We start from the raw sequence: 19654 nt of genomic DNA, 5'->3' as shown, positions 1-19654 counted from the left end.
TGCGATACGCCGTACCGTACAGTGACCCGTATGCCCCGTCACTCCGCCGCTCTGGACCGTGCCACGCAGGCCCGTATCGCCGAGGCCGCTCTGCTGCTGGTCGGTGAGCACGGGCCCGAGGCGCTCACCTTCCGTGCTCTCGCCGCGCGGCTGGACATCTCGCTCGCGTCGCTCCAGCGCCGCTGCACCGACCTGGCCGGGCTCCTGGACCTGTGCGCCGACCACCTGGCCGCCCGGCTGCCCGACCCCGAGCCGGAGCCCGTTCCCGCCGCCGAGTGGGCGGACGCCACCGAGGCCCGGTTCACCGCCCTGTACCGCCTGCTCTGCGCCCACCCCGGCCTGCTCGCCCTGCGCGGCACCCGGCCCTGGCTCGGCCCGCAGCTCCTCGCCCGGCTGGTCGAGCCGCAGTTCGCCGACAGCCTCGCCGCCGGGATGAGCCCCGAGGTCGCCATCGCCGCCTACCGGCGGATGTACCTCCTCACCCTCGGCAGCGCCGGGTTCGTCGACCACCGCGACCCGTCCGCCGCGCGCGCCGCCGTCCGCACCGCCCTCGCCGCCCTGGACCCGGCCGACTTCCCCGCCCTGACCGCCCACCTGGCGACCGTCGTCCCCGCGATCACCGACCACGAGGTCTACCGCGGCGCCCTCCGCCAGCTCATCGCCGCAGCCGACCCGACCGCCCACCGAGCCCCCGGCCGTGGCACCCCGCCCGCCTGAGCGATCTCCGCCCGTCCCACCCGGGGCCCGACCGCCCCGCCGCCCCGCAGCACGAGAACCAGGAACCGCCATGACCGACCCGACCGACAGGGACGCGGCCGCCCCGCCCGAGCCCTCCCGCGTCTTCAGCAGTGACAACGTCGCCGGTACCGCGCCGGAGATCATCGAGGCCGTCGCCCGCGCGGCCACCGGCCCCGCGGTGCCGTACGGCGCCGACGCACTCTCCGGTGCCGTACGGCGGCGGCTGTCGGAGATCTTCGAGCGCGAGGTCGACGTCCTGCCCGTCTCCACCGGGTCCGCCGCCAACGCGCTGAGCCTCGCCGCCCTTACCCCGCCCTGGGGGAGCGTGCTGTGCCACCGCGACAGCCACATCACCAACGACGAGTGCGGCGCACCGGAGTTCTACACCGCGGGCGCCAAACTCGTCCCCCTCGGCGGCGCCGACGCCAAGATCGACCCCGACGAACTCCGGGCCGCCGTACGGCACAAGGCGGGCGACGTGCACAGCGTCGAGCCCGCCGTGGTCAGCGTCACGCAGGCCACCGAGACCGGTGCCGTCCTCACCCCCGACGAACTGGGCCTGCTCGGTTCGCTCACCCGGGAGGCCGGGCTGCGCCTGCACATGGACGGCGCCCGCTTCGCTGGGGCGGTCGCCGCGCTCGGCCGGACACCCGCCGACCTCACCTGGCGGGCGGGCGTGGACCTGCTCTCGTTCGGGGCGACCAAGAACGGCACGATGACCGCCGACGCGGTCGTCGTCTTCGACCGCTCCCTGACCCCTGAACTCACCTTCCGTGCCAAGCGGGCCGGGCAGCTCGCCGCCAAGGCCCGTTTCCAGTCGGCCCAGTTGGACGCCTATCTCGCCGACGGACTGTGGCTGCGCCACGCGGCCCACGCCAACGCGATGGCGGCCCGCCTCCAGGAGGGGCTGAAGGCGGTCCCCGGTGCGGCTCTGCTGGGGGCGGCCGAGGCGAACATCCTCTTCTGCCGCCTGCCGAGACCCGTCATCGACGGTTTGCTCGGCGAAGGGTACGTCTTCTACCACGACCGCTGGGCGGAAGGCGTCGTCCGCTTCGTCACCTCCTTCGCCACGACCCCGCGGGACGTCGACGCCCTCATCGGCGCCGTCACCCGTCACGCGGGCTGACGGTCCGTCGGGCCGTCAGGCGATCTGTCGTGCGCGCCGTTCAGACGGACCGAGCGGCCGTCCGCGCGCACACCCCCCACGAACTGTCGTCGCCGTCGTCGGACGCGGCTGCGGCGACGGTGTGCGGCCGGGCCGCCGGTCCGGTCGTGCGGCGGCTCGTTTCCCTCTGGTGTGTGCCTCGGAGTTCCATGCGCACAGTCAAGCGAAATCCCGACCGTCCGTGGGCGGTAAACCTCCCGCACCGGCCAACCCCCTTACCGTCGCGGCCCGTTGCCGCACATCCGTACGGACCGGCCACGGCGGTCCCACCCCGGCAATAAGGCCGCTCCCGGTGGGTCGGCGCGACGCGGGGCGGGTGGCTGTGGTCGACTCCCGCGCGGGGGAGAGAAGTTGCTGAGGTCACCCCCAGAACCAGCCGGATGACCTGTTTCCGTCCGATGCATTCCGGCCGCCCGGCTCACCGACGACCCGGCCCATCCTGGTGACCCCGACGGCCCCGACGATCGGGATGACTCCGACGATCGGGGCGACCCCGACGACCTCGACGATCCTGGCGACCCGCCCGGCCGGTCGCTCAGTAGACCATCACCGTCCACCGCTCGACCCAGAACGGCTCGGTGCCCCGGCCCCCGGTGACCAGGACCCGGTCCGCCTCGACCGCCAGGACGTGACCGTGGACCGTGGACTCCGGCAGGTCCACCCGGACGACGTCGTGGACGTCCACCTCGTCCTCCACCGGTCGCGACCAGGCGTGCCCGCACTGCTCGCAGTCGAGCCGGACCACGGCACGTCCCGCCCCGGTGAGGGGCGTGCCGAAGCGGACGGCCGTCATGCGGCAGCGGGGGCACGGATCGGCGGTGTGCGCTCCGACGGTCACGGACATCCCCCGATCCTGGCAGACCCCCGCGCCGACGTCAGCCCGCCCTCGGCGGCAGCACGGACCCGGTCCCGCCGGGCGGCCCCACCCCCGGAGGGCCCGGCAGCACCTCGAACACCTTCGCCAGCCCGGTCAGCCGCAGGACGCGCCGCACCACCCCGCCGTCGCTGATCAGCCGCAGCCGGCCCCGCCGGGCCAGGGCCCGGTTGCGTGCGCGCAGCAGAACGCCCAGCCCGCCGCAGTCGATGAAGGACACCGGGCGCAGGTCCACCAGCAGGTCGGGGCGCGGGCCGGCGGTCAGGGCGTCCAGCCGCGCGGCCAGCGGCGCGGCGGTGAACAGGTCGATCTCGCCGCGCAGTTCCACCAGGACCGGACCCGGGTCCGCCGGGACCGCCAGGGCCGGGCCCACCAGGGCCGGGCCCACCAGGGCCGGGCCCTCGTCGGCGCCCTCTCCGGCAGCGGGCGCGGGACGGTCGTCGTTCTCGCACATGCCCCGAGGAAACCGCTTGCGACGACCTGTCCGGAAGGGCCGTAGGGCCCCTGAAATCCCTGACGCTGCAAGGAAGTTGGTGGATCACCGGAATCGTCGCGGGCCGCATCAGGTCATTCGTCCCGGACTCTTGACTCGGATTGCGCCAGTCGCGATCCTCGTCGCACACCTTGCGCGGCCATGACCATCCTGGGGTGGTGCCGACACCCCCGCGTGGGCCGCGCGTTCCCGCCGACCCGAGGGACGTGGGCAGTGACCCTGACTCGACGCGCGTACCGCAGACACCGACACGCCACCGTCGTGTCACTGCTCCTTCTCGTCCTGGCCGCCGTGCTCGGCCCCACCCCCAGCAGCTCGGCGGCCGCCGCCGACTGGTGGACGCCGGTGAACCGGCCCGCGCCGGACTCGCAGATCAACGTCACCGGAGAGCCCTTCAAGGGCACCAACGCCCAGGGAGAGGTGCGCGGTTTCGTCGACGCGCACAACCACCTGATGTCCAACGAGGCCTTCGGCGGGCGGCTCATCTGCGGCAAGACCTTCTCCACGGCCGGGGTCGCGGACGCCCTCAAGGACTGTCCGGAGCACTACCCGGACGGCACCCTGGCGATCTTCGACTACATCACCCACGGCGGTGACGGCCGCCACGACCCGGCCGGATGGCCCACGTTCAAGGACTGGCCCGCCTACGACTCGATGACCCACCAGGCCAACTACTACGCCTGGATCGAGCGCGCCTGGCGCGGCGGACAGCGCGTCCTCGTCAACGACCTCGTCACCAACGGCATGATCTGCTCGGTCTACTTCTTCAAGGACCGCAGCTGCGACGAGATGACCTCCATCCGCCTCCAGGCCAAACTCACCTACGACCTCCAGGCGTTCATCGACTCGATGTACGGCGGCCCCGGCAAGGGCTGGTTCCGGATCGTCCTCGACAGCGCGCAGGCCCGCCAGGTCATCCAGCAGGGCAAGCTCGCGGTGGTCCTCGGCGTCGAGACCTCCGAACCCTTCGGGTGCAAGCAGATCCTCGACGTCGCCCAGTGCAGCAGGCAGGACATCGACAAGGGCCTCGACGAGCTGTACGACCTCGGCGTGCGCAGCATGTTCCTGTGCCACAAGTTCGACAACGCGCTGTGCGGCGTCCGGTTCGACCAGGGCGGCCTCGGAACGGCCATCAACGTCGGCCAGTTCCTCTCCACCGGCACCTTCTGGAGCACCGAGCAGTGCAAGGGCCCGCAGCGCGACAACCCCATCGGCCTCGCCGCGTCCAAGGCCGAGGACGACCTGCCCGCGGGCGTCGACGTCCCCGCGTACGACGAGAACGCGCAGTGCAACAAACGCGGCCTCACCGAACTCGGCGAGTACGCCGTACGCGGCATGATGCAGCGGAAGATGATGCTGGAGATCGACCACATGAGCGTCAAGGCCACCGGCCGGGTGCTCGACATCTTCGAGTCCGCCTCCTACCCCGGCGTCCTCTCCTCGCACAGCTGGATGGACCTCGACTGGACCGAACGGGTCTACTCCCTCGGCGGGTTCGTCGCCCAGTACATGAACGGCACCGAGGCGTTCAGCGCCGAGGCCAAGCGCACCGACGCGCTGCGCGACAAGTACGGGGTCGGCTACGGCTTCGGCACCGACTTCAACGGCGTCGGCGACCACCCCGCCCCGCGCGGCGCCAACACGTCCAACCCCGTGACCTACCCCTTCCGCAGCGCCGACGGCAGCTCCCTGATTGACCGTCAGGTCACCGGGCAGCGCACCTGGGACTACAACACCGACGGCGGCGCGCATGTCGGCCTGATCCCGGACTGGATCGAGGACATCCGCAAGGTCGGCGGGAACGGCGTCGTCGACGACCTGTTCCGCGGCGCCGAGTCCTACCTCGACACCTGGGGCGCCTCCGAGGGCCACCAGGCGGGCGTCAACCTCGCCAAGGGCCGTGCAGCGACCGCCAGTTCCTCCGAGTGGAGCGCCTTCACCAGCTACGCGCCCGGCCGGGCCGTCGACGGCGACGCCGCCACCCGCTGGGCCAGCGACTGGAGCGACGACCAGTGGTGGCAGGTCGACCTCGGCGCCACCCAGCGCGTCGCCCGCGTCACCCTCGACTGGGAGCGCGCCTACGGCCGGGCCTACCGCGTCGAACTCTCCACCGACGGCACCACCTGGCAGACCGCCTGGTCCACCACCGCCGGGGACGGCGGGCTCGACACGGCCCGCTTCACCGGCACCCCCGCCCGCTACGTCCGGGTGCACGCCACCGGCCGCGGCACCGAGTGGGGATACTCGCTCCACGAGGTCGGCGTCCACAGCGCCTGACCGCACCGACCCTCAGGGACACCCATGGCACGCATGCCGTCGGCCGAACGCCGCAGACAGCTGACGGAGGCCGCGATCAGGGCGATGGCCCGGGACGGCGTCGCCCGCACGACGACCCGGTCCATCGCCGCCGAGGCCGGGGTGTCCCTGAGCGTCTTCCACTACTGCTTCGACTCCAAGCAGGCCCTCGTGGAGTCCGTCATCACCACCATCACCGACCACTACGTGACCGTCGTCCGCGACGCCCTGCGCCCCCGCGCCACCCTGGAGGAGACCGTCCGGGCGGGCTTCGAGGCCTACTGGGACCACGTCCGCGCCCACCCCGACGAGCACATGCTCACCTACGAACTCACCCAGTACGCCCTGCGCAGCCCCGGCTACGAACACCTGGCGCGCCGCCAGTACGAGATGTACGCCGACACCTACGCCGACCTCATCGAGCACCTCAGCGAGGGCACCGACCTGCGGCTCGCGGTCCCGGTGCCCGTCCTCGCCCGCTACCTGGCCGCCATGACCGACGGACTCACCCTCAACTACCTCGTCCTCGGCGACGAGACGGCCTGGACCGGCGTCCTCGACACCGTCACCGCGCACGTCGCCGGACTCGTCCGCGCCTGACCCGCCGACGGAGCGCGGGCCCGCCCCCGTGGCCCGCCCCTCGCCGGAGGACGACCGCCCGGCCCGCCGGGAGAGCGGTCAGTCCGCCAGGCCGCGCCGCGGCAGCAGATACCCCGACAGCAGCGACCGGGCCCGCTCGGGGCTCACCCCGAGCGCCGTGCCCACCGACTCCCACGACAGCTCGTCGTCCCGCACCGCCTGCGCCGCCTCCCGGCCGATCCCGGGCAGCAGCCGCTCCAGCGTCGTCACCGCCTTGAGCGCCGCCACCGGCGCCCGCTCGGTCAGCACCAGCAACTGCTTCTCCAACTCACCCATGAGGTGGGTCAGTTCGGCGGGCAGGGGGACGGTCCGCCGCTCCACCGCCCGCAGGTGCTCGCGCCAGTCGGCGTACGCGTCCGAGGTGTCCAGTTCGTCCACCTCGTCGTCCGAGAGCCGGTCCCGGTCGATCGGCCGGGTCTCCCCGCGCCAGCCGCAGGCGCACGCCGCCCGGTACCCGGCCGCCCTGGGCCGCCGCAGCCGTCCGTCGTACGCCCACCACTCACTGGTCTCCACGACGCTCGCGGCGCCGCTGCCGAAGTCCAGGAACACCGGTTTGGGCTCGCTGCCGTCGGCGAGCACCGCGCCCGCGACGCCCTCGTGGGACTCCCCGTACTCCTCACTCGTCCAACCCACGCTTCGTTCCCCCTCGTCGTCCGCCTGCCGGGGCGCGGCGTCCCGCGCGGCGACGGCCGCCCCGCAGGCGAGCATGCCCCGGCCGGACCACGGGTGAACCGCCCGCCCCAGGCGTTCACCGACGGCACCGCCCGTTCACCGCGGCCGGGGCGGGGGGTGAGGTCAGGCGCTCGGCGCCGGGTACGTCGGGTACTCCACCCCCGAGACGTGCTGGACGACGCGGACGACCTGGCAGGAGTAGCCGAACTCGTTGTCGTACCAGAGGTAGAGGATCGCGTTGTCGCCCTCCACCTTCAGCGCCCCGGCGTCGACGATCGAGGCGTGCCGGGAGCCGATGAAGTCGCTGGAGACCGCGTCGGGGGCGCTGATGAAGTCGATCTGGCGCTTGAGCGGCGAGGTCAGCGACACGTGACGCAGATGGTCGAGGACCTCCTCGCGCTCCGCCTCACGGGCCAGCTGGAGGTTGAGGATCGCGATCGACACGTCCGGCACCGGCACCCGGATCGAGCTGCCGGTGATCCGCGCCTTCAGCTCCGGCAGCGCCTTCGCCACGGCGGAGGCGGCACCCGTCTCGGTGATGACCATGTTGAGCGGCGCGGACCGGCCGCGACGGTCGGACTTGTGGTAATTGTCCAGCAGGTTCTGGTCGTTGGTGAACGAGTGGACGGTCTCCACGTGCCCGCGCAGCACGCCGAACTCGTCGTTCATCGCCTTGAGCGGCGGGACGATCGCGTTGGTCGTGCAGGAGGCGCAGGACAGGATGCGCTCGTCCGGCTTGACCGTGTCGTGGTTGACGCCGTGCACGATGTTCGGGACGTCGCCCTTGCCGGGCGCGGTCAGCACGACCTTGTCGATCCCGGGCCGCAGGTGCTTCGACAGACCTTCCCGGTCACGCCACTTGCCGGTGTTGTCGATGAGGATCGCGTCCCGGATGCCGTACGCCGTGTAGTCCACCTCGCTCGGGTCGTCGGCGTAGATGACCCGGATCGCGTTGCCGTTGGCGAGGATCGTGCTGTTCTCCTCGTCGACGGTGATCGTGCCCTGGAACTGGCCGTGCACCGAGTCCCGGCGCAGCAGCGAGGCCCGCTTGACGATGTCCTGGTCACCGCCGCCGCGCACGACGACCGCGCGCAGCCGCAGCCCGTTGCCCGAGCCGGACTTCTCGATGAGCAGCCGGGCGACCAGCCGCCCGATGCGGCCGAAGCCGTAGAGCACGACGTCGCGCGGGGGGCGCGTCTCGGCCCGGCCCTCACCGGTGGCACCGGCCACGGCCTCGGCGGTGAACTCGCGCACCGACAGACCGCGGTCGTCGGCCCGGTGGGTCGCGGCCAGCATGCCGATGTCGATCTGGGACGGGCCCAGGTCGAGCGTGGTGAGCGCCTCCAGGAAGGGCAGGGTCTCGGTGACCGAGAGTTCCTCGCCCGCGATCTGGCGGGCGAAGCGGTGCGTCTTGAGGATGCTCACCACCGACTTGTTCACCAGGGAGCGGCTGTGCAGCAGGACGGTCACGTCCCGCTCCCGGTGGAGCCTGCCGATCATCGGGATCATCGACTCCGCGATCTCCTCGCGGATCTTCCAGTTGGTGAACGAGTCGTCGTTGACAGTCACAGGATTCTCTTTCGAGCTAGGTGGCGCTCATATGCTAACCGGACCGGATTCCGCTCGTTCAAGCACCCCCCGGCTCAGGTGTGCACCCCTCGGTGCCGCCGCCCGGAGCGCCGCCCTCGGTGACCTCGCCGCCGCGCCGCGGCCCCCCTCACCGGCCGCGAGGACTCCTCAAGGAGGGGCCACGACCCCCTCACCTCCGGCTGAGGGACCGCTGCCGTCCGCCACCTCGCCGTCCGCTCGACCCATGAACCGGACGCGGTGGTCGGCCGCCCCCTCGTGCGGATGTTGGCGCGCCATGAAGCGCGCCGCGACGCCGACCGCCGCGGGGGAGCCGCAGGCGGCGGCGGACCTGGGCCGCGACGCCGTGGACCGGGCGGTGGCCGCCGTGGGCGCCGGGCACGTCCTGGCGGTCAACCTTGAGGCCGGGCTCGCACAGGACCTGCGCGTCCTGGGCCGGACCGCCGAGGCGGACGAGCGGGAGGGCCGCGCGCTGGCCGCCCTCTCCGCCAGCCACGGCCCCGACCACCCCCAGACCCTCTACATGCGCTCCCGGGCCCGCCCCTACTGGGACTTCGAGGGCCAGCCCATCTGAGCCGGACCCGCGCCGCCCCGCGCCCCCGCCCGCGTCACGCGGGACGCCCGGCCGGCACCTTGCCGGACTCCCCGGCACTCCCGGTGGCTCCCGGGTCCTCGGCCTCCTCGTCGGCGGCAGGCCGCTGCCGGGGGATGCCGAGCGCGCAGAGGGCGCCCGCCAGGACCACGCCGACGCCCACCCACACGGCGGGCCGCAGTCCGTCGAGGAAGCGCTGCGGGTCGTCCGTGCTGCCGTACGCCACGAAGACCGTGCTCAGGACGGCGATGCCGAGCGCGCCGCCGATCTCGCGGACCGTGGTGTTGGCGCCGGACGCCTTGCCCGCGTGCTCCCTGGCGACCGACGCGAGCACGACGGCCGCCGTCGGCGCGAACACCAGCCCCATCCCGGTCCCGGCGACCATCATCGGGGCGACCAGTTCGCCGTACGGGGTGTCCGTCGTGGCGACCAGGTTGATCCAGCCGAGGCCCACGCCCTGGAGGGTGAGGCCGAGCGCCATCAGCCGGCCGCCGCCCACCCGGTCGATCAGCAGCCCGGCCACCGGGGCGACCACCATCGGCATCAGCGTCCAGGGCAGGGTCCGCACACCCGCCTCCAGCGGGGTGCGCGGCGGCGCGATCTGGAGGAACTGCGCCAGCAGGAACAGCGAGCCGAACACGCCGAAGTACATCGCCGCCGACACCACGTTGGTGAGGGTGAAGGCCCGTACCCGGTAGAACGACATCGGCAGCATGGGCTGCGGGGTCCGCGCCTCCCAGACCACGAACACCGCCAGCAGCACCGCGCCCGCCGCGAACGCGCCGAGCACGGTCGCGGAGGTCCAGCCGTCCTGCTCGCCGTGGACGATCGCCCAGACGACCGCGCACAGTCCGGCCGCCGCCAGCACCATGCCGACGAGGTCCAGCCGCGACCCGGGCAGCCTGCTCTCCCGCAGCGCGAACAGCACCAGCGGGATCGCTATCACGCACACCGGGACGTTCAGCCAGAACATCCACCGCCAGTCCAGCCCGTCGACGACGGCGCCGCCCACGACCGGACCCATCGCGACGGCGAGCCCGCTCACCCCGGACCAGACGCCGAGCGCCAGACCGCGCATCCGCTCCGGCACCGCGTCCGACAGCAGGGTCAGCGACAGCGGCATCACGGCCGCCGCGCCGAAGCCCTGGACGGTGCGGAACAGGATCAACTGGGCGCTGGTGTCGGCGAGTCCGCAGCCGATCGAGGCCAGCGTGAACAGGGCGATGCCCGCCACGAACACCTTGCGCCGCCCGAACCGGTCGCCCAGCGCGGCGCCGGTCATCAGCAGACAGGCGAAGCTGAGCACGTAGGCGTTGACGAACCACTGGAGTTGCTGGGTGTTCGCCTCCAACTCCACGGCGAGGGTGCGCAGCGCGGTCGACACCACGAGGTTGTCGAGCGCGACCATGAACATGGGCACGCTGGTCGCGAGGACGGCCAGCCAGAGCGGGCCGCGTCGCGCGCCCGTGGCAGGGTGGGGGTCCGGGCGGAGGCCGCCCGGCGGGTCGAGCGGGGGTGTCTCCTGGTTCAGCGTCATGACGACTGGTCTCCTGACCGGAACGACGGATCTCACGGACGAGCGATCTCACGGACGACGGATCTCGCGAAGGACGGATCTCACGGCGAAGGGGGAGGCAGCCCTATTGGATACCTCCACTATCCATGTTAGACACTGAAGGTATCCAATTTTCAAGTGGAGTTCTCTCTGATGCGTATCTCCGAGCTGAGCCGCCGCAGCGGCGTCTCCGTGACGACGATCAAGTACTACCTGCGCGAGGGCCTGCTCCCGCCCGGCCGCCAGACCGCCGCGACGCAGGCCGAGTACGACGACACCCACCTGCGCCGCCTGAGCCTGGTCCGCGCCCTCACCGGCGTCCGCGGCCTCTCGGTCAGCGCCGCCCGCGAGGTCCTGCACGCCCTGGAACGGCACCGCGGGGACGCCCATGTGCTGCTCGGCCTCGTCATCGGCATCGTCGACCCCGCGAAGGCGACCCCGGAGCGCACCCCCGAGACGGACGAGGTGGACACGCTGGTGAGGGAGATGGGCTGGTCGGTGCACGCCGCCGCGCCCGCGCGCGCCGCCCTCGCCGAGACGCTGGCGTCCCTACGCTCGATCGGGGTCCCCGTGGACACCCCCCGCCTGCTGCCCTACGCGCGGCTGGCCGAGCAGACGGCCGTCCTCGACCTGGACCAGCTCGACGGCATCGAGGACCCCCTGGAGGCGGCCGAGCGCGCCCTCGTCCTCACCGTCCTGCTGGAACCGGCCCTGATGGCCCTGCGCCGCCTGGCCCAGGAGAACGAGTCGGCCCGACGGCACGGCACCTGCTGACCGGGTGCCTTCCCCGGCGGACCCGGCGCGGGAGGCCCCCGGCGCGGGCCCTTCCTCGCCGCGGTCTCAGGCCGCCTCGACCGTGCGGGTCACGACCCAGCGGTGCGGCGAGACGGCTCGGGTCCGCGTGAAGCCGTGGTGCTCGAAGGCGGCCATGGGGCCGGTGTGCAGGAACGATCCCGACACCGATCGGTCGTCGGTCTCCTCGGGGTAGCCCTCGACCGTGCCACCGCCGCGGCGGGCGATCTCGGCCAGCGCGCCGCCGAGCGCGGCGTGCGCCACGCCCCGTCGGCGCAGCCCCTTCCCGGTGAAGAAGCAGGTGATCCGCCAGTCCGGCGGCGTGACGAGGTCCTTCTCGTAGCGCCGCCTGCTCTTGATCTCGGGCAGTTCGGCCGGTGTGCCGAACTGGCACCAGCCCAGGCAGTCGTCGCCGTCGAGGACCAGGGCGGCGTGGGTGCGGCCCTCCCGTACGCGCTGTTCCTTCTCGGCGCGGTTCTGCTCGGCGGTACGCCCTGTACCGAGCTTCACGTGGAAGCCCATGCACCAGCAGCCACCCCACACACCGTGGTTCGCCTCGGCCAACCGGGCGAACGCGGGCCAGGTGTCCGTGTCCAGGAGCCGCACGGCCCAGGGGGCGGCGGCGCCCGTTGCCTCGTTGCTCACGCGTTCCTCCAGGGCGGTCGTGCCGCGGCCGTCCGATCCGGTCGGTCCTCGTACGGTGCGGCACCACTCCGGCCCGCGCACCCCGTCCGCGACTCTGGACCGACGCGGCCATGGGCCGGCCGAGGCCGGCGGGGGAGAAGCAGGGGGTGGGGAGGAGCGCCGGGCGGGGGCCGTTCAGCGGTCGGTGAGGGCCCGGATCTCGGAGGCGATCAGCTCGGGGTCCTCCTCGGCCATGAAGTGCCCGCAGGTCACGGTGCGGTGGCGGAGGTCGTCGCTCCAGGCGCTCCAGAGGGCCTGGGCGTGGTAGCCGAGGGCGGCGCCCCAGTCCTGCTGGAGGACGGTCACCGGCATGGTCAGCCTGGTGCCGGACTCCCGGTCGGCGGTGTCGTGGTCCACGTCGACGCCGGCCGAGGCGCGGTAGTCGGCGACGATGGACGGGACGGCCGCGGCGGAGGCGGCGAGGTAGTGGGCGCGGACATCGGCGGGGAGGGCGTCCGGGTCCTTGGTCCAGGCGTCGAGGAAGTGGCCGAAGAACGGGTCGGCGGCGCCCTGGATCATCTCCTCGGGCAGGCCGGGCGCCTGCGCCATCAGATAGAGGTGGAAGCCGACGGCGGCGTCGACGCCGCGCAGCGCGTCCCACATGTCGAGGGTCGGCAGGACGTCCAGGAAGAGGGCGCGCGCGACCGCCTCCGGGTGGTCCAGCGCGGCCCGGAAGGCGACCAGGGCGCCCCGGTCGTGTCCGGCCAGGGTGAAACGGTCGTGGCCGAGCGCGGCGGCGAGCCGTACGACGTCCCGGCCCATGGTCCGCTTGGAGTACACGTCGGGCCCGGTCGCGGCGGGCTTGTCGCTGGCGCCGTAACCGCGCAGGTCGGCGCAGATCACGGTGTGGTCGGCGGCGAGACCGGCCGCGACGTGCCGCCACATCAGGTGGGTCTGCGGGAAGCCGTGCAGCAGGACGACGGGGGCGCCGGTGCCGCCGACGGCGGCGTGCAGGGCGACGCCGTCGTCGACGGGCACGCGGTGCTCGGTGAATCCGGGGATGCTCGGGCTCGGCACGGTGACTCCTGGGGTTCGTGGCAGAGTGGGCGTTCCGGACCTCCCCCCTCGGTGGTCCGGGCCGTCCGGGGACGTCACCCAGGGTGCGGGCCCCGGATCAGCGATCGATGAGTGGACACACGGCCCCCTCCGGCGACGGCGCCGCCCCACCCGCGAAAGGACCCTGCCGTGGGTGTGGAGTTCGGACTGCTCGGACCGGTCGCCGCCTGGGAGACCGGCCGCGGGGCACCGCTGCCGCTCGGCGCTCCCCGCCACCGGGAGGTCCTCGGGCGGCTGCTCGTCGCCCGCGGCCGGGTGGTCCCGGTCGGGCGGCTGGTGGCCGACCTGTGGGAGGACGAGGCCCCGGCGGGCGCCGTCGGCGCGGTCCGCACCTTCGTCGCCGCCCTGCGCCGCGCCCTGGAACCCGGACGCCCGCCCCGGCAGCCGTCCCGCCTCCTCGTCACCGACGGCCCCGGATACGTACTGCGCGCCGTACGGGAAGCGGTGGACGCCTGGCGGTTCGAGGACGCCGCGACCCGGGCCGGCCAGGCGCCGCCGCGGACGGCGGTCGGCCTCTGGGACGAGGCACTCGCCTGCTGGCGCGGGCCGGTGCTCGCCGACTTCCCCGCCGCCGCGTGGGCCGCCGCGGAGCGGGCCCGGCTGGAGGCGCTGCGCCTGGACGCGGTGGAACGGCGGGCCGACGCCCTGCTGGCGACCGGCGCCGCCCGCGACGCCGTGGCGGACCTGCGCGCCCACGTCGCCGAGCACCCCGGCCGTGAGGACGGCTGGGTGCTGCTGGCCACAGCGCTGGACCGTGCCGGGCGGCGCGCCGAGGCCCTGCGGGCACTGACCCGGGCCCGCGACGCCCTGGACGGGGGCGGGAGCGCCCTGGCACGGACCGAGGCACGCATCCACGCCGCGGCGCCGGACTCTCCCGCGGAACCGGCCGGGACGGCGGACAGCCTCTGGGACCGCGCGGCGGCCTCCTGGGACCGTTCCGTGCCCGCCCGGTCACGGGCCCGGCTGCACGCCACCGCGGGCCTCCTGCGCGATCTCGCGGTGACCGGCCCCGACGGCCTGGGGGAGGCCCACCGGCACCGGCGCGACCTGGTGGCGGCGGCGGAGACGACCGGCGACCCGGAACTGGCCGCCCGGATCATCGGTTCCTACGACGTCCCGGCGGCGTGGACCCGCGCCGACGACCCCGAGGGGGCCGGCGAACTGTCCCGGACGGCGGCACGGACCGCCGCCCGGCTCGGCCCGGAGGGGCCGCCCGCGCTGCGCGCGCGGCTGCTGTCGGTCGTGGCGGTCGAGTCCCGGGGCGACGCCGCCGCCGACGGCCCGCTTCCCCGGGCCCGCGACGTCCCCGCCGCCGAGCCGTGGCGGCTGCGCGCCGAACGCGCCGCCGAGGAGGCCGTGCGCACCGCCCGCCGCCTCGGCGACCCCGCGCTCCTGGCGTTCGCCCTCAACGGCGCCTTCATGCAGGCGTTCGCCGCCTGCGGGTCGGCCGCCCGGCGGGACGCCCTCGGCACCGAACTGACCCGGCTCGCCGTCGACCACCAGCTCCCCGCGCACGAGGTGCTGGGCCGTGTCGTCCGCCTCCAGGCGCTCGCCGGACTCGGCGACCTCACGCAGGCGGACACCGAGGCCGAGGAGATCGACCGGCTCGCGGACCGCGACGAACGGCCGCTGGCCCGCGTCTTCACCGCCTGGTACCGGGCCCTGCGGCTCTGCGAGACGGACGGCTGGCCCGCCGCCCGCCGGCGGTACGCACGGGTCCTGACGGAGACCGCCGACTGCGGCATGCCCGGCCTGACCGGGGGAGCCGCCGCCCTCGTCGCGCTGGTGCCCGTCCTGCGGGGTGACGCCCTGCCCGATCCCGGCGCCTTCGCGGGCCTGGACCCGGGACCGTACCGGCCGTGGCTCGACCCGCTGCTGCTAGCCGCCTCCGGCGACTCCGAGCGAGCCCGGCACGCCCTCGGGAGCGTGCCCCGGCCGCCGCACGACCTGCTCCAGGAAGCCCTGTGGTGCGTGCTGGCCCGGACGGCCGCGGCCGTGGGGCACCTGCCGGTGCTCCGCCGGGCCCGGGAGGAACTGGCGGACGCCGGAACCGAGTACGCCGGCGCGGGCAGCGGCCTGATCTCCTTCGGCCCGGTCCGACGGCACCTGGCCGCCGCCGACGCGGCGATCGCGGCGTACACCTCCACCACCGGGTGAAGCGACGGGGGAGAGAGGACGACGGAAGGGGAGCGAGGGGGGAGGAACGCCCTGTCAGCTCCCCACCGGCAGCCGCCGGGTTCGCGGCGCCCCCGGCTCGACTCGGCGGGGCGGGCCTCAGGACGGCCGGGCGGTGCGCCGGGCCACGCGATGGCCGGAGGACCCGTGGCCGCCGACCCAGGCCGGAGGACCCGTGGCTGCAGGACCGGGCTGGAGGCCTCGTGGCCGCCACCCCGGGCCGGAGGACTCGTAGCCGCGGGATCGGGCCTGAAGACCCGTGGCCGGTGGTCGGGCCGAGGGGTCCGTAGCCCCCTGTTCCGGGCCGCCCCCTGATTGATCCCCTGATCGATCCGCTGATTGATCCGCCCCCGATCGGGTACGCGTCGCCGGAACAGCCGACCGCCGCGACCTGGGGACCAGCCATGGACACTTCCGCCCACGACGCCGCCCACGGAGCCCACGACAATCCCGCCGCCCGCGCCCTCGACGCGCTCGCCCGTGACACCGGCGACACCGACGCCCTGGACACCCTCGCCCACTGCGACGTCCTGGTGCCCGTCCCCGACGACGCCACCGACGAGGACGTCACCAACCCCAGCACCCTGGCCCTGCCCGTGCTGGAACAGCCGGACGGCGCGGCCGTCGTCCCCGTCTTCACCTCGGAACCGGAGCTGGCCGACCTGCTGCCGGACGTGGACCGCTACCGCCTGGTCCCGCTGGGCGCGCTCGCCCGGCAGTGGCCGCGGGGCGATCTGTCGCTCGCCATCGACGCCGCGGGCGACCACCCGCTGACGCTCACCTCGGACGGCGTGCGCACCCTGCTGGCCCGCTGAGCCGCGCCGTCGACGCCTCCCAGGCGCCACCGGGTGCTAGTCGGCGAGCGTGCGCCGCAGCACCTCGCGCTGGAGGGGCAGCACCTCGGTGTGCAGGTCGCGGCCCTTGTCGGTGAGGGCGACCCACACGCCGCGCCGGTCCTCCGCGCAGACGGAGCGCTGGACGAGGCCTTCCTTCTCCAGCCGTCCGATCAGCCGGGAGAGGGCGCTCTGGCTGAGGTGGACGCGGCCGACCAGGTTCTGCACCCGGCACTGGTCACCCTCCTGGGCCGTCCGGGCGGCCAGCAGGTCCAGCACCTCGAAGTCGCTCGCGCCGAGGCCGTGCGGGTGCAGGACGCGGTCGATCTCGCACATCGTGCGCGCGTGCACCGACAGGATGTCCCGCCACCGGGTCTCGAGCTCCGCCTCGGCCGTCTTCGCTGCCATACCCGCACGGTAACACCGAATCCAGAATTCATTTACCTTGCAACTACCGCTGGTTCGGACCCCGCCGGACCCGGCTCCGGCAGGGCCTGCCGGGCACGTCTTGACAGGCGGCCCCCGTCCCGCCGACTATCGGTCCCATGAACCTGTCAGACAGCCAGACAGGTGGTCGAGTGCCGGTACCCCGCCGCGTGAGCGCGATGGAGGCGGTGCTCGCCCACCTCCGTGCCGCCGTCGAGCGCGGCGAGTACGCCGTGGGGGACAAGCTCCCCTCCGAGGCGGAGCTGTGCCGCACCCTGGAGGTGTCCCGGCCCGTCCTGCGGGAGGCCCTGCGCGCCCTCCAGACGATGGGACTGACGGTGTCCCGCACCGGCAAGGGCACCTTCGTCGTCGCGAACACCGTGGAGGACCCCACCTTCGGCGACTACGCGGCCAGCGACCTCATGGAGGTCCGCCGCCACGTCGAGATCCCGGTCGCCGGGTACGCGGCCCTGCGCCGCACCCCCGAGAACCTGGACCGGCTGACCCGCGTCCTGGAGCGGATGGAGCGGGAGACCGACACCACCGCCTGGGTCGCGATGGACAGCCTCTTCCACCTCGCCGTCGCCGAGGCCGCCCAGAACCCCGTCTTCCGCCGGGTCATCGAGGAGATCCGCGACGCCCTCGCCCGCCAGTCCGAGTTCCTCAACGAGCTGGGCGGACGCCGCGAGCAGTCCGACCGGGAGCACCGGGCCATCGTCGAGGCCCTTGCCGACGGCTCCGAGAGCGACGCGGTGGCGGCCATGAGCCACCACCTCGACCGGGTCGAGACCACCCTCACCGCGATCGTCCGCACCGGCACCGCGGCAGGGACGGCCACCGCCACCGGCTCCGGCCCCGCGACCTCCGCCGCCACCGCCTCCGCCGCCGGGGACACCGCGGCCGCCGGGGCGCCCGGAACCGGGGCATGAACGCCCGCCCCGTCACTCCCCCTCCCGCTCCTCACCGCCCACCCACGGAGGACCAGGCCGTGACGTACGACTCCCCCCTCTCCCCGCTCGCTGACGCCCCCGCGATACGCGAGCCCCTGCACGCCCCCGTCGCCCACCTCGTGCGCGGCGGGGTGACCGAGGGCGTCCACCACGGCTCCGTCGTCGTCCTCGGCACCGGCGGACGCGTCGACTTCCAACTCGGCGACATCGAGGTCGCCTTCTACCCGCGCTCCGCCCTCAAGCCGGTCCAGGCCGTCGCCATGGTCCGCGCCGGGCTGCCGCTCGACGGCGAGCTGCTGTCCCTCGCCGCCGCCAGCCACTCCGGCGAGGAGCGCCACCTCGACGGCGTCCGCCGCATCCTCGGCCTGGCCGGTCTCACCGAGGACCGCCTCGGCAACGTCCCCGACCTGCCGTACGGCCCGGCCGTCCGCGACGCCTGGGTCCGCGCCGGGCGCCCCGCGTCCCGCCTCGCCCAGAACTGCTCGGGCAAGCACGCGGCGATGCTCTACACCTGCGTCCTCAACGACTGGCCCCTCGACGGCTACCTCGACCCCGCGCACCCCCTCCAGCAGGCGATCGCCGAGATCGTCGAGGACCTCACCGGGCAGCGGATCGCACGGGTCACCGTCGACGGCTGCGGGGCGCCCCTGTTCGCGGTGTCGCTGCACGGCCTGGCGCGGTCCGCCGCCCGCATCACCACCGCCGCCCCCGGCACCCCCGAGGCGCGCGTCGCCGACGCGATGCGCGGCCACGCCGAACTCGCCTCCGGCGCCCACCGCGACGTGGCCGCCCTGATGCGGGCCGTGCCCGGCCTGCTCGCCAAGGACGGCTTCGAGGGCGTCGAGGTCGCCGCGCTCCCCGACGGCCGCGCCGTCGCCGTCAAGATCTCCGACGGCGCCGACCGGGCCCGCGTCCCCGTCACCGCGGCGGCCCTCGTCCGCGCCGGGGTGGACCCCGCCCTGCTCTCCGCGTTCGCGGGCGAGCCCCTGCTCGGCGGCGGACGCCCGGTCGGCTCGGTCCGCCCCGTCCGTTCCCTGGACCCCGTTCCGGTGGCCCTCCCGGCCTGCGCCTGAGCACGGCGCCCGGAACCCGCCGCCCGCACCATGACGACCATGACCACGCCCTCGTCCTTCGCCTACCAGCCCGTCCTGGAACGTGTCGCCGAGGAGATCGCGCGCACCCCCGGCCGGGGCCGCCCCGCCGACTACATCCCCGCGCTCGCCGCCCGCGACCCGCGCAGCTTCGGCATGGCCGTCGCCGAACTCGACGGCACCGTGTACGGGGTGGGGGACTGGCGGGTCCCCTTCTCGGCCCAGTCCGTCACCAAGGTCTACACCCTCGCCCTCGGCCTGGCCCGCGAGGGCGACGCCCTCTGGGAGCACGTGGGCCGCGAGCCGTCCGGCAACCCCTTCAACTCCCTGGTCCAGCTGGAGTACGAGAACGGCATCCCGCGCAACCCGTTCATCAACGCGGGCGCCCTCGTCGTCACCGACCGCCTGCACTCCCGTACCGGTGACGCGGCGGGCGAACTGCTGGCGTTCCTGCGGGCGGAGAGCGGCAACGACCGTCTCGGCTTCGACACCGGGGTCGCCGCCTCCGAGGCCGCCCACGGCGACCGCAACGCCGCCCTCGCCCACTTCATGGCGTCCTACGGCAACATCGACACCCCGGTTCCCGTCCTGCTCGACCAGTACTTCCGGCAGTGCTCGGTCACCGCCTCCTGCGCCGACCTCGCCCTGGCCACCGGCTTCCTCGCGCGGCACGGCGTCCGCGCCGACGGCAGCCGCCTCCTCACCCGCAGCCAGGCCAAGCAGGTCAACGCCGTCATGCTCACCTGCGGCACCTACGACGCGGCGGGCGACTTCGCCTACCGGGTGGGCCTGCCCGGCAAGAGCGGCGTCGGCGGCGGCATCATCGCCGTCGTCCCCGGCCGCTGCACCCTCTGCGTGTGGAGCCCCGGCCTCGACGAACGCGGCAACTCCGTCGCGGGCGTGGCCGCGCTGGACCGCTTCACCACCCTGACCGGCCTGTCGGTGTTCTGAACCGGGTTCCGGGGCGGTCGGGCGGGCGGACCCGGGCGGGCGCACCGATCCGTGCGGCGGACGCCCGCCGGTCCCGCGTTCCGGCC

19 protein-coding genes are annotated in these 19654 nt (G+C 74.2%); 11 read left to right on the top strand and 8 right to left on the bottom strand.

The window, feature by feature from the left end; genetic code table 11:
• Positions 1-30: 30 nt before the first annotated feature.
• Together ACIQPQ_RS10440 and ACIQPQ_RS10435 are read left to right on the top strand one after the other, a co-directional pair.
• Entirely contained in the window at positions 31-717 is a 687-nt protein-coding gene (locus ACIQPQ_RS10440; protein ID WP_401302326.1) for a TetR/AcrR family transcriptional regulator, read from the top strand.
• A 70-nt stretch (positions 718-787) separates the two neighbouring features.
• Positions 788-1864 (top strand): threonine aldolase family protein, encoded by a 1077-nt coding sequence (locus ACIQPQ_RS10435; RefSeq protein WP_401302324.1) that lies wholly within the window; start codon positions 788-790, stop codon positions 1862-1864.
• Positions 1865-2438: 574 nt separating this feature from the next.
• On the opposite strand, the gene ACIQPQ_RS10430 is transcribed toward ACIQPQ_RS10435, so the two are convergent.
• Positions 2439-2747, bottom strand: coding sequence for a hypothetical protein (locus tag ACIQPQ_RS10430; RefSeq protein WP_401302322.1), 309 nt, complete (start codon positions 2745-2747; stop codon positions 2439-2441).
• A gap of 31 nt (positions 2748-2778) precedes the next feature.
• Positions 2779-3231, bottom strand: a complete 453-nt coding sequence (locus ACIQPQ_RS10425; RefSeq protein WP_401302321.1) for an STAS domain-containing protein — start codon at positions 3229-3231, stop codon at positions 2779-2781.
• Between the two features lie 252 nt (positions 3232-3483).
• Here ACIQPQ_RS10425 and ACIQPQ_RS10420 point away from each other — a divergent pair, with 252 nt between their 5' ends.
• Together ACIQPQ_RS10420 and ACIQPQ_RS10415 are read left to right on the top strand one after the other, a co-directional pair.
• Positions 3484-5547 (top strand): discoidin domain-containing protein, encoded by a 2064-nt coding sequence (locus tag ACIQPQ_RS10420; RefSeq protein ID WP_401302319.1) that lies wholly within the window; start codon positions 3484-3486, stop codon positions 5545-5547.
• Between the two features lie 24 nt (positions 5548-5571).
• Positions 5572-6165, top strand: a complete 594-nt coding sequence (locus ACIQPQ_RS10415; RefSeq protein ID WP_383772925.1) for a TetR/AcrR family transcriptional regulator — start codon at positions 5572-5574, stop codon at positions 6163-6165.
• Positions 6166-6243: 78 nt separating this feature from the next.
• Here ACIQPQ_RS10415 and ACIQPQ_RS10410 read toward each other — a convergent pair whose 3' ends face one another.
• On the bottom strand, positions 6244-6837 hold the full coding sequence (locus tag ACIQPQ_RS10410; RefSeq protein ID WP_401302317.1) for a hypothetical protein: 594 nt from the start codon (positions 6835-6837) through the stop codon (positions 6244-6246).
• Between the two features lie 162 nt (positions 6838-6999).
• Positions 7000-8445 (bottom strand): glyceraldehyde-3-phosphate dehydrogenase, encoded by a 1446-nt coding sequence (locus tag ACIQPQ_RS10405; RefSeq protein ID WP_383772929.1) that lies wholly within the window; start codon positions 8443-8445, stop codon positions 7000-7002.
• Between the two features lie 295 nt (positions 8446-8740).
• On the opposite strand from ACIQPQ_RS10405, the gene ACIQPQ_RS10400 reads away from it, so the two are divergent.
• A complete protein-coding gene (locus ACIQPQ_RS10400) occupies positions 8741-9037 on the top strand; it encodes a hypothetical protein (protein WP_401302315.1) in 297 nt (98 codons plus the stop codon).
• A 34-nt stretch (positions 9038-9071) separates the two neighbouring features.
• On the opposite strand, the gene ACIQPQ_RS10395 is transcribed toward ACIQPQ_RS10400, so the two are convergent.
• Positions 9072-10592: an MFS transporter gene (locus ACIQPQ_RS10395; protein ID WP_401302314.1), complete on the bottom strand. Its 1521-nt coding sequence runs from the start codon at positions 10590-10592 to the stop codon at positions 9072-9074.
• A gap of 171 nt (positions 10593-10763) precedes the next feature.
• Between ACIQPQ_RS10395 and ACIQPQ_RS10390 the strand changes: the two genes are divergently transcribed.
• Positions 10764-11384, top strand: a complete 621-nt coding sequence (locus tag ACIQPQ_RS10390) for a MerR family transcriptional regulator (protein ID WP_383772937.1) — start codon at positions 10764-10766, stop codon at positions 11382-11384.
• Positions 11385-11450: 66 nt separating this feature from the next.
• Here the strand turns inward: ACIQPQ_RS10390 and ACIQPQ_RS10385 are convergent, their stop codons facing one another.
• The gene (locus tag ACIQPQ_RS10385; RefSeq protein ID WP_401302312.1) at positions 11451-12047 is read right to left on the bottom strand and encodes a GNAT family N-acetyltransferase; all 597 of its coding nucleotides are present in this window, start codon (positions 12045-12047) and stop codon (positions 11451-11453) included.
• Between the two features lie 174 nt (positions 12048-12221).
• Positions 12222-13103: an alpha/beta fold hydrolase gene (locus ACIQPQ_RS10380; RefSeq protein ID WP_401302310.1), complete on the bottom strand. Its 882-nt coding sequence runs from the start codon at positions 13101-13103 to the stop codon at positions 12222-12224.
• A gap of 168 nt (positions 13104-13271) precedes the next feature.
• Here ACIQPQ_RS10380 and ACIQPQ_RS10375 point away from each other — a divergent pair, with 168 nt between their 5' ends.
• Positions 13272-15299, top strand: a complete 2028-nt coding sequence (locus ACIQPQ_RS10375) for a BTAD domain-containing putative transcriptional regulator (protein ID WP_401302309.1) — start codon at positions 13272-13274, stop codon at positions 15297-15299.
• A gap of 422 nt (positions 15300-15721) precedes the next feature.
• Positions 15722-16132 carry an SseB family protein gene (locus ACIQPQ_RS10370; RefSeq protein WP_401302307.1) on the top strand — a complete coding sequence of 137 codons (411 nt, stop codon included), beginning with the start codon at positions 15722-15724 and terminating at the stop codon, positions 16130-16132.
• A 36-nt stretch (positions 16133-16168) separates the two neighbouring features.
• Here the strand turns inward: ACIQPQ_RS10370 and ACIQPQ_RS10365 are convergent, their stop codons facing one another.
• Positions 16169-16558, bottom strand: coding sequence for a MarR family winged helix-turn-helix transcriptional regulator (locus tag ACIQPQ_RS10365; RefSeq protein ID WP_401302306.1), 390 nt, complete (start codon positions 16556-16558; stop codon positions 16169-16171).
• A gap of 137 nt (positions 16559-16695) precedes the next feature.
• Here ACIQPQ_RS10365 and ACIQPQ_RS10360 point away from each other — a divergent pair, with 137 nt between their 5' ends.
• The 3 genes from ACIQPQ_RS10360 to ACIQPQ_RS10350 are packed head-to-tail and all read left to right on the top strand — an operon-like array spanning position 16696 to position 19568.
• Complete coding sequence (locus tag ACIQPQ_RS10360; protein ID WP_401302304.1) at positions 16696-17505, top strand: FadR/GntR family transcriptional regulator; 810 nt, start codon at positions 16696-16698, stop codon at positions 17503-17505.
• Positions 17502-18599 carry an asparaginase gene (locus tag ACIQPQ_RS10355; protein ID WP_401302302.1) on the top strand — a complete coding sequence of 366 codons (1098 nt, stop codon included), beginning with the start codon at positions 17502-17504 and terminating at the stop codon, positions 18597-18599. Before ACIQPQ_RS10360 ends, ACIQPQ_RS10355 begins: the two co-directional genes overlap by 4 nt.
• Before the next feature lie 30 nt (positions 18600-18629).
• Positions 18630-19568, top strand: a complete 939-nt coding sequence (locus ACIQPQ_RS10350) for a glutaminase (RefSeq protein ID WP_401302300.1) — start codon at positions 18630-18632, stop codon at positions 19566-19568.
• Positions 19569-19654: the final 86 nt, after the last annotated feature.

Origin of the sequence: Streptomyces sp. NPDC091281 (assembly GCF_044757425.1) — a bacterium.
Classification (GTDB): Bacteria; Actinomycetota; Actinomycetes; order Streptomycetales; family Streptomycetaceae; genus Streptomyces.
The sequence above is the reverse complement of the archived record's forward strand: the minus strand, read 5'-3'. Positions and strand labels throughout refer to the sequence as shown.

Excerpts from the sequence above, each read along its gene's own strand:
- ACIQPQ_RS10440 (WP_401302326.1), top strand. The coding sequence starts at position 31 with ATGCCCCGTCACTCCGCCGCTCTGGACCGTGCCACGCAGGCCCGTATC.
- ACIQPQ_RS10435 (WP_401302324.1), top strand. The coding sequence starts at position 788 with ATGACCGACCCGACCGACAGGGACGCGGCCGCCCCGCCCGAGCCCTCC.
- ACIQPQ_RS10430 (WP_401302322.1), bottom strand. The coding sequence starts at position 2,747 with ATGTCCGTGACCGTCGGAGCGCACACCGCCGATCCGTGCCCCCGCTGC.
- ACIQPQ_RS10425 (WP_401302321.1), bottom strand. The coding sequence starts at position 3,231 with ATGTGCGAGAACGACGACCGTCCCGCGCCCGCTGCCGGAGAGGGCGCC.
- ACIQPQ_RS10415 (WP_383772925.1), top strand. The coding sequence starts at position 5,572 with ATGGCACGCATGCCGTCGGCCGAACGCCGCAGACAGCTGACGGAGGCC.
- ACIQPQ_RS10400 (WP_401302315.1), top strand. The coding sequence starts at position 8,741 with ATGAAGCGCGCCGCGACGCCGACCGCCGCGGGGGAGCCGCAGGCGGCG.
- ACIQPQ_RS10395 (WP_401302314.1), bottom strand. The coding sequence starts at position 10,592 with ATGACGCTGAACCAGGAGACACCCCCGCTCGACCCGCCGGGCGGCCTC.
- ACIQPQ_RS10390 (WP_383772937.1), top strand. The coding sequence starts at position 10,764 with ATGCGTATCTCCGAGCTGAGCCGCCGCAGCGGCGTCTCCGTGACGACG.
- ACIQPQ_RS10370 (WP_401302307.1), top strand. The coding sequence starts at position 15,722 with ATGGACACTTCCGCCCACGACGCCGCCCACGGAGCCCACGACAATCCC.
- ACIQPQ_RS10365 (WP_401302306.1), bottom strand. The coding sequence starts at position 16,558 with ATGGCAGCGAAGACGGCCGAGGCGGAGCTCGAGACCCGGTGGCGGGAC.
- ACIQPQ_RS10360 (WP_401302304.1), top strand. The coding sequence starts at position 16,696 with ATGAACCTGTCAGACAGCCAGACAGGTGGTCGAGTGCCGGTACCCCGC.
- ACIQPQ_RS10355 (WP_401302302.1), top strand. The coding sequence starts at position 17,502 with ATGAACGCCCGCCCCGTCACTCCCCCTCCCGCTCCTCACCGCCCACCC.
- ACIQPQ_RS10350 (WP_401302300.1), top strand. The coding sequence starts at position 18,630 with ATGACGACCATGACCACGCCCTCGTCCTTCGCCTACCAGCCCGTCCTG.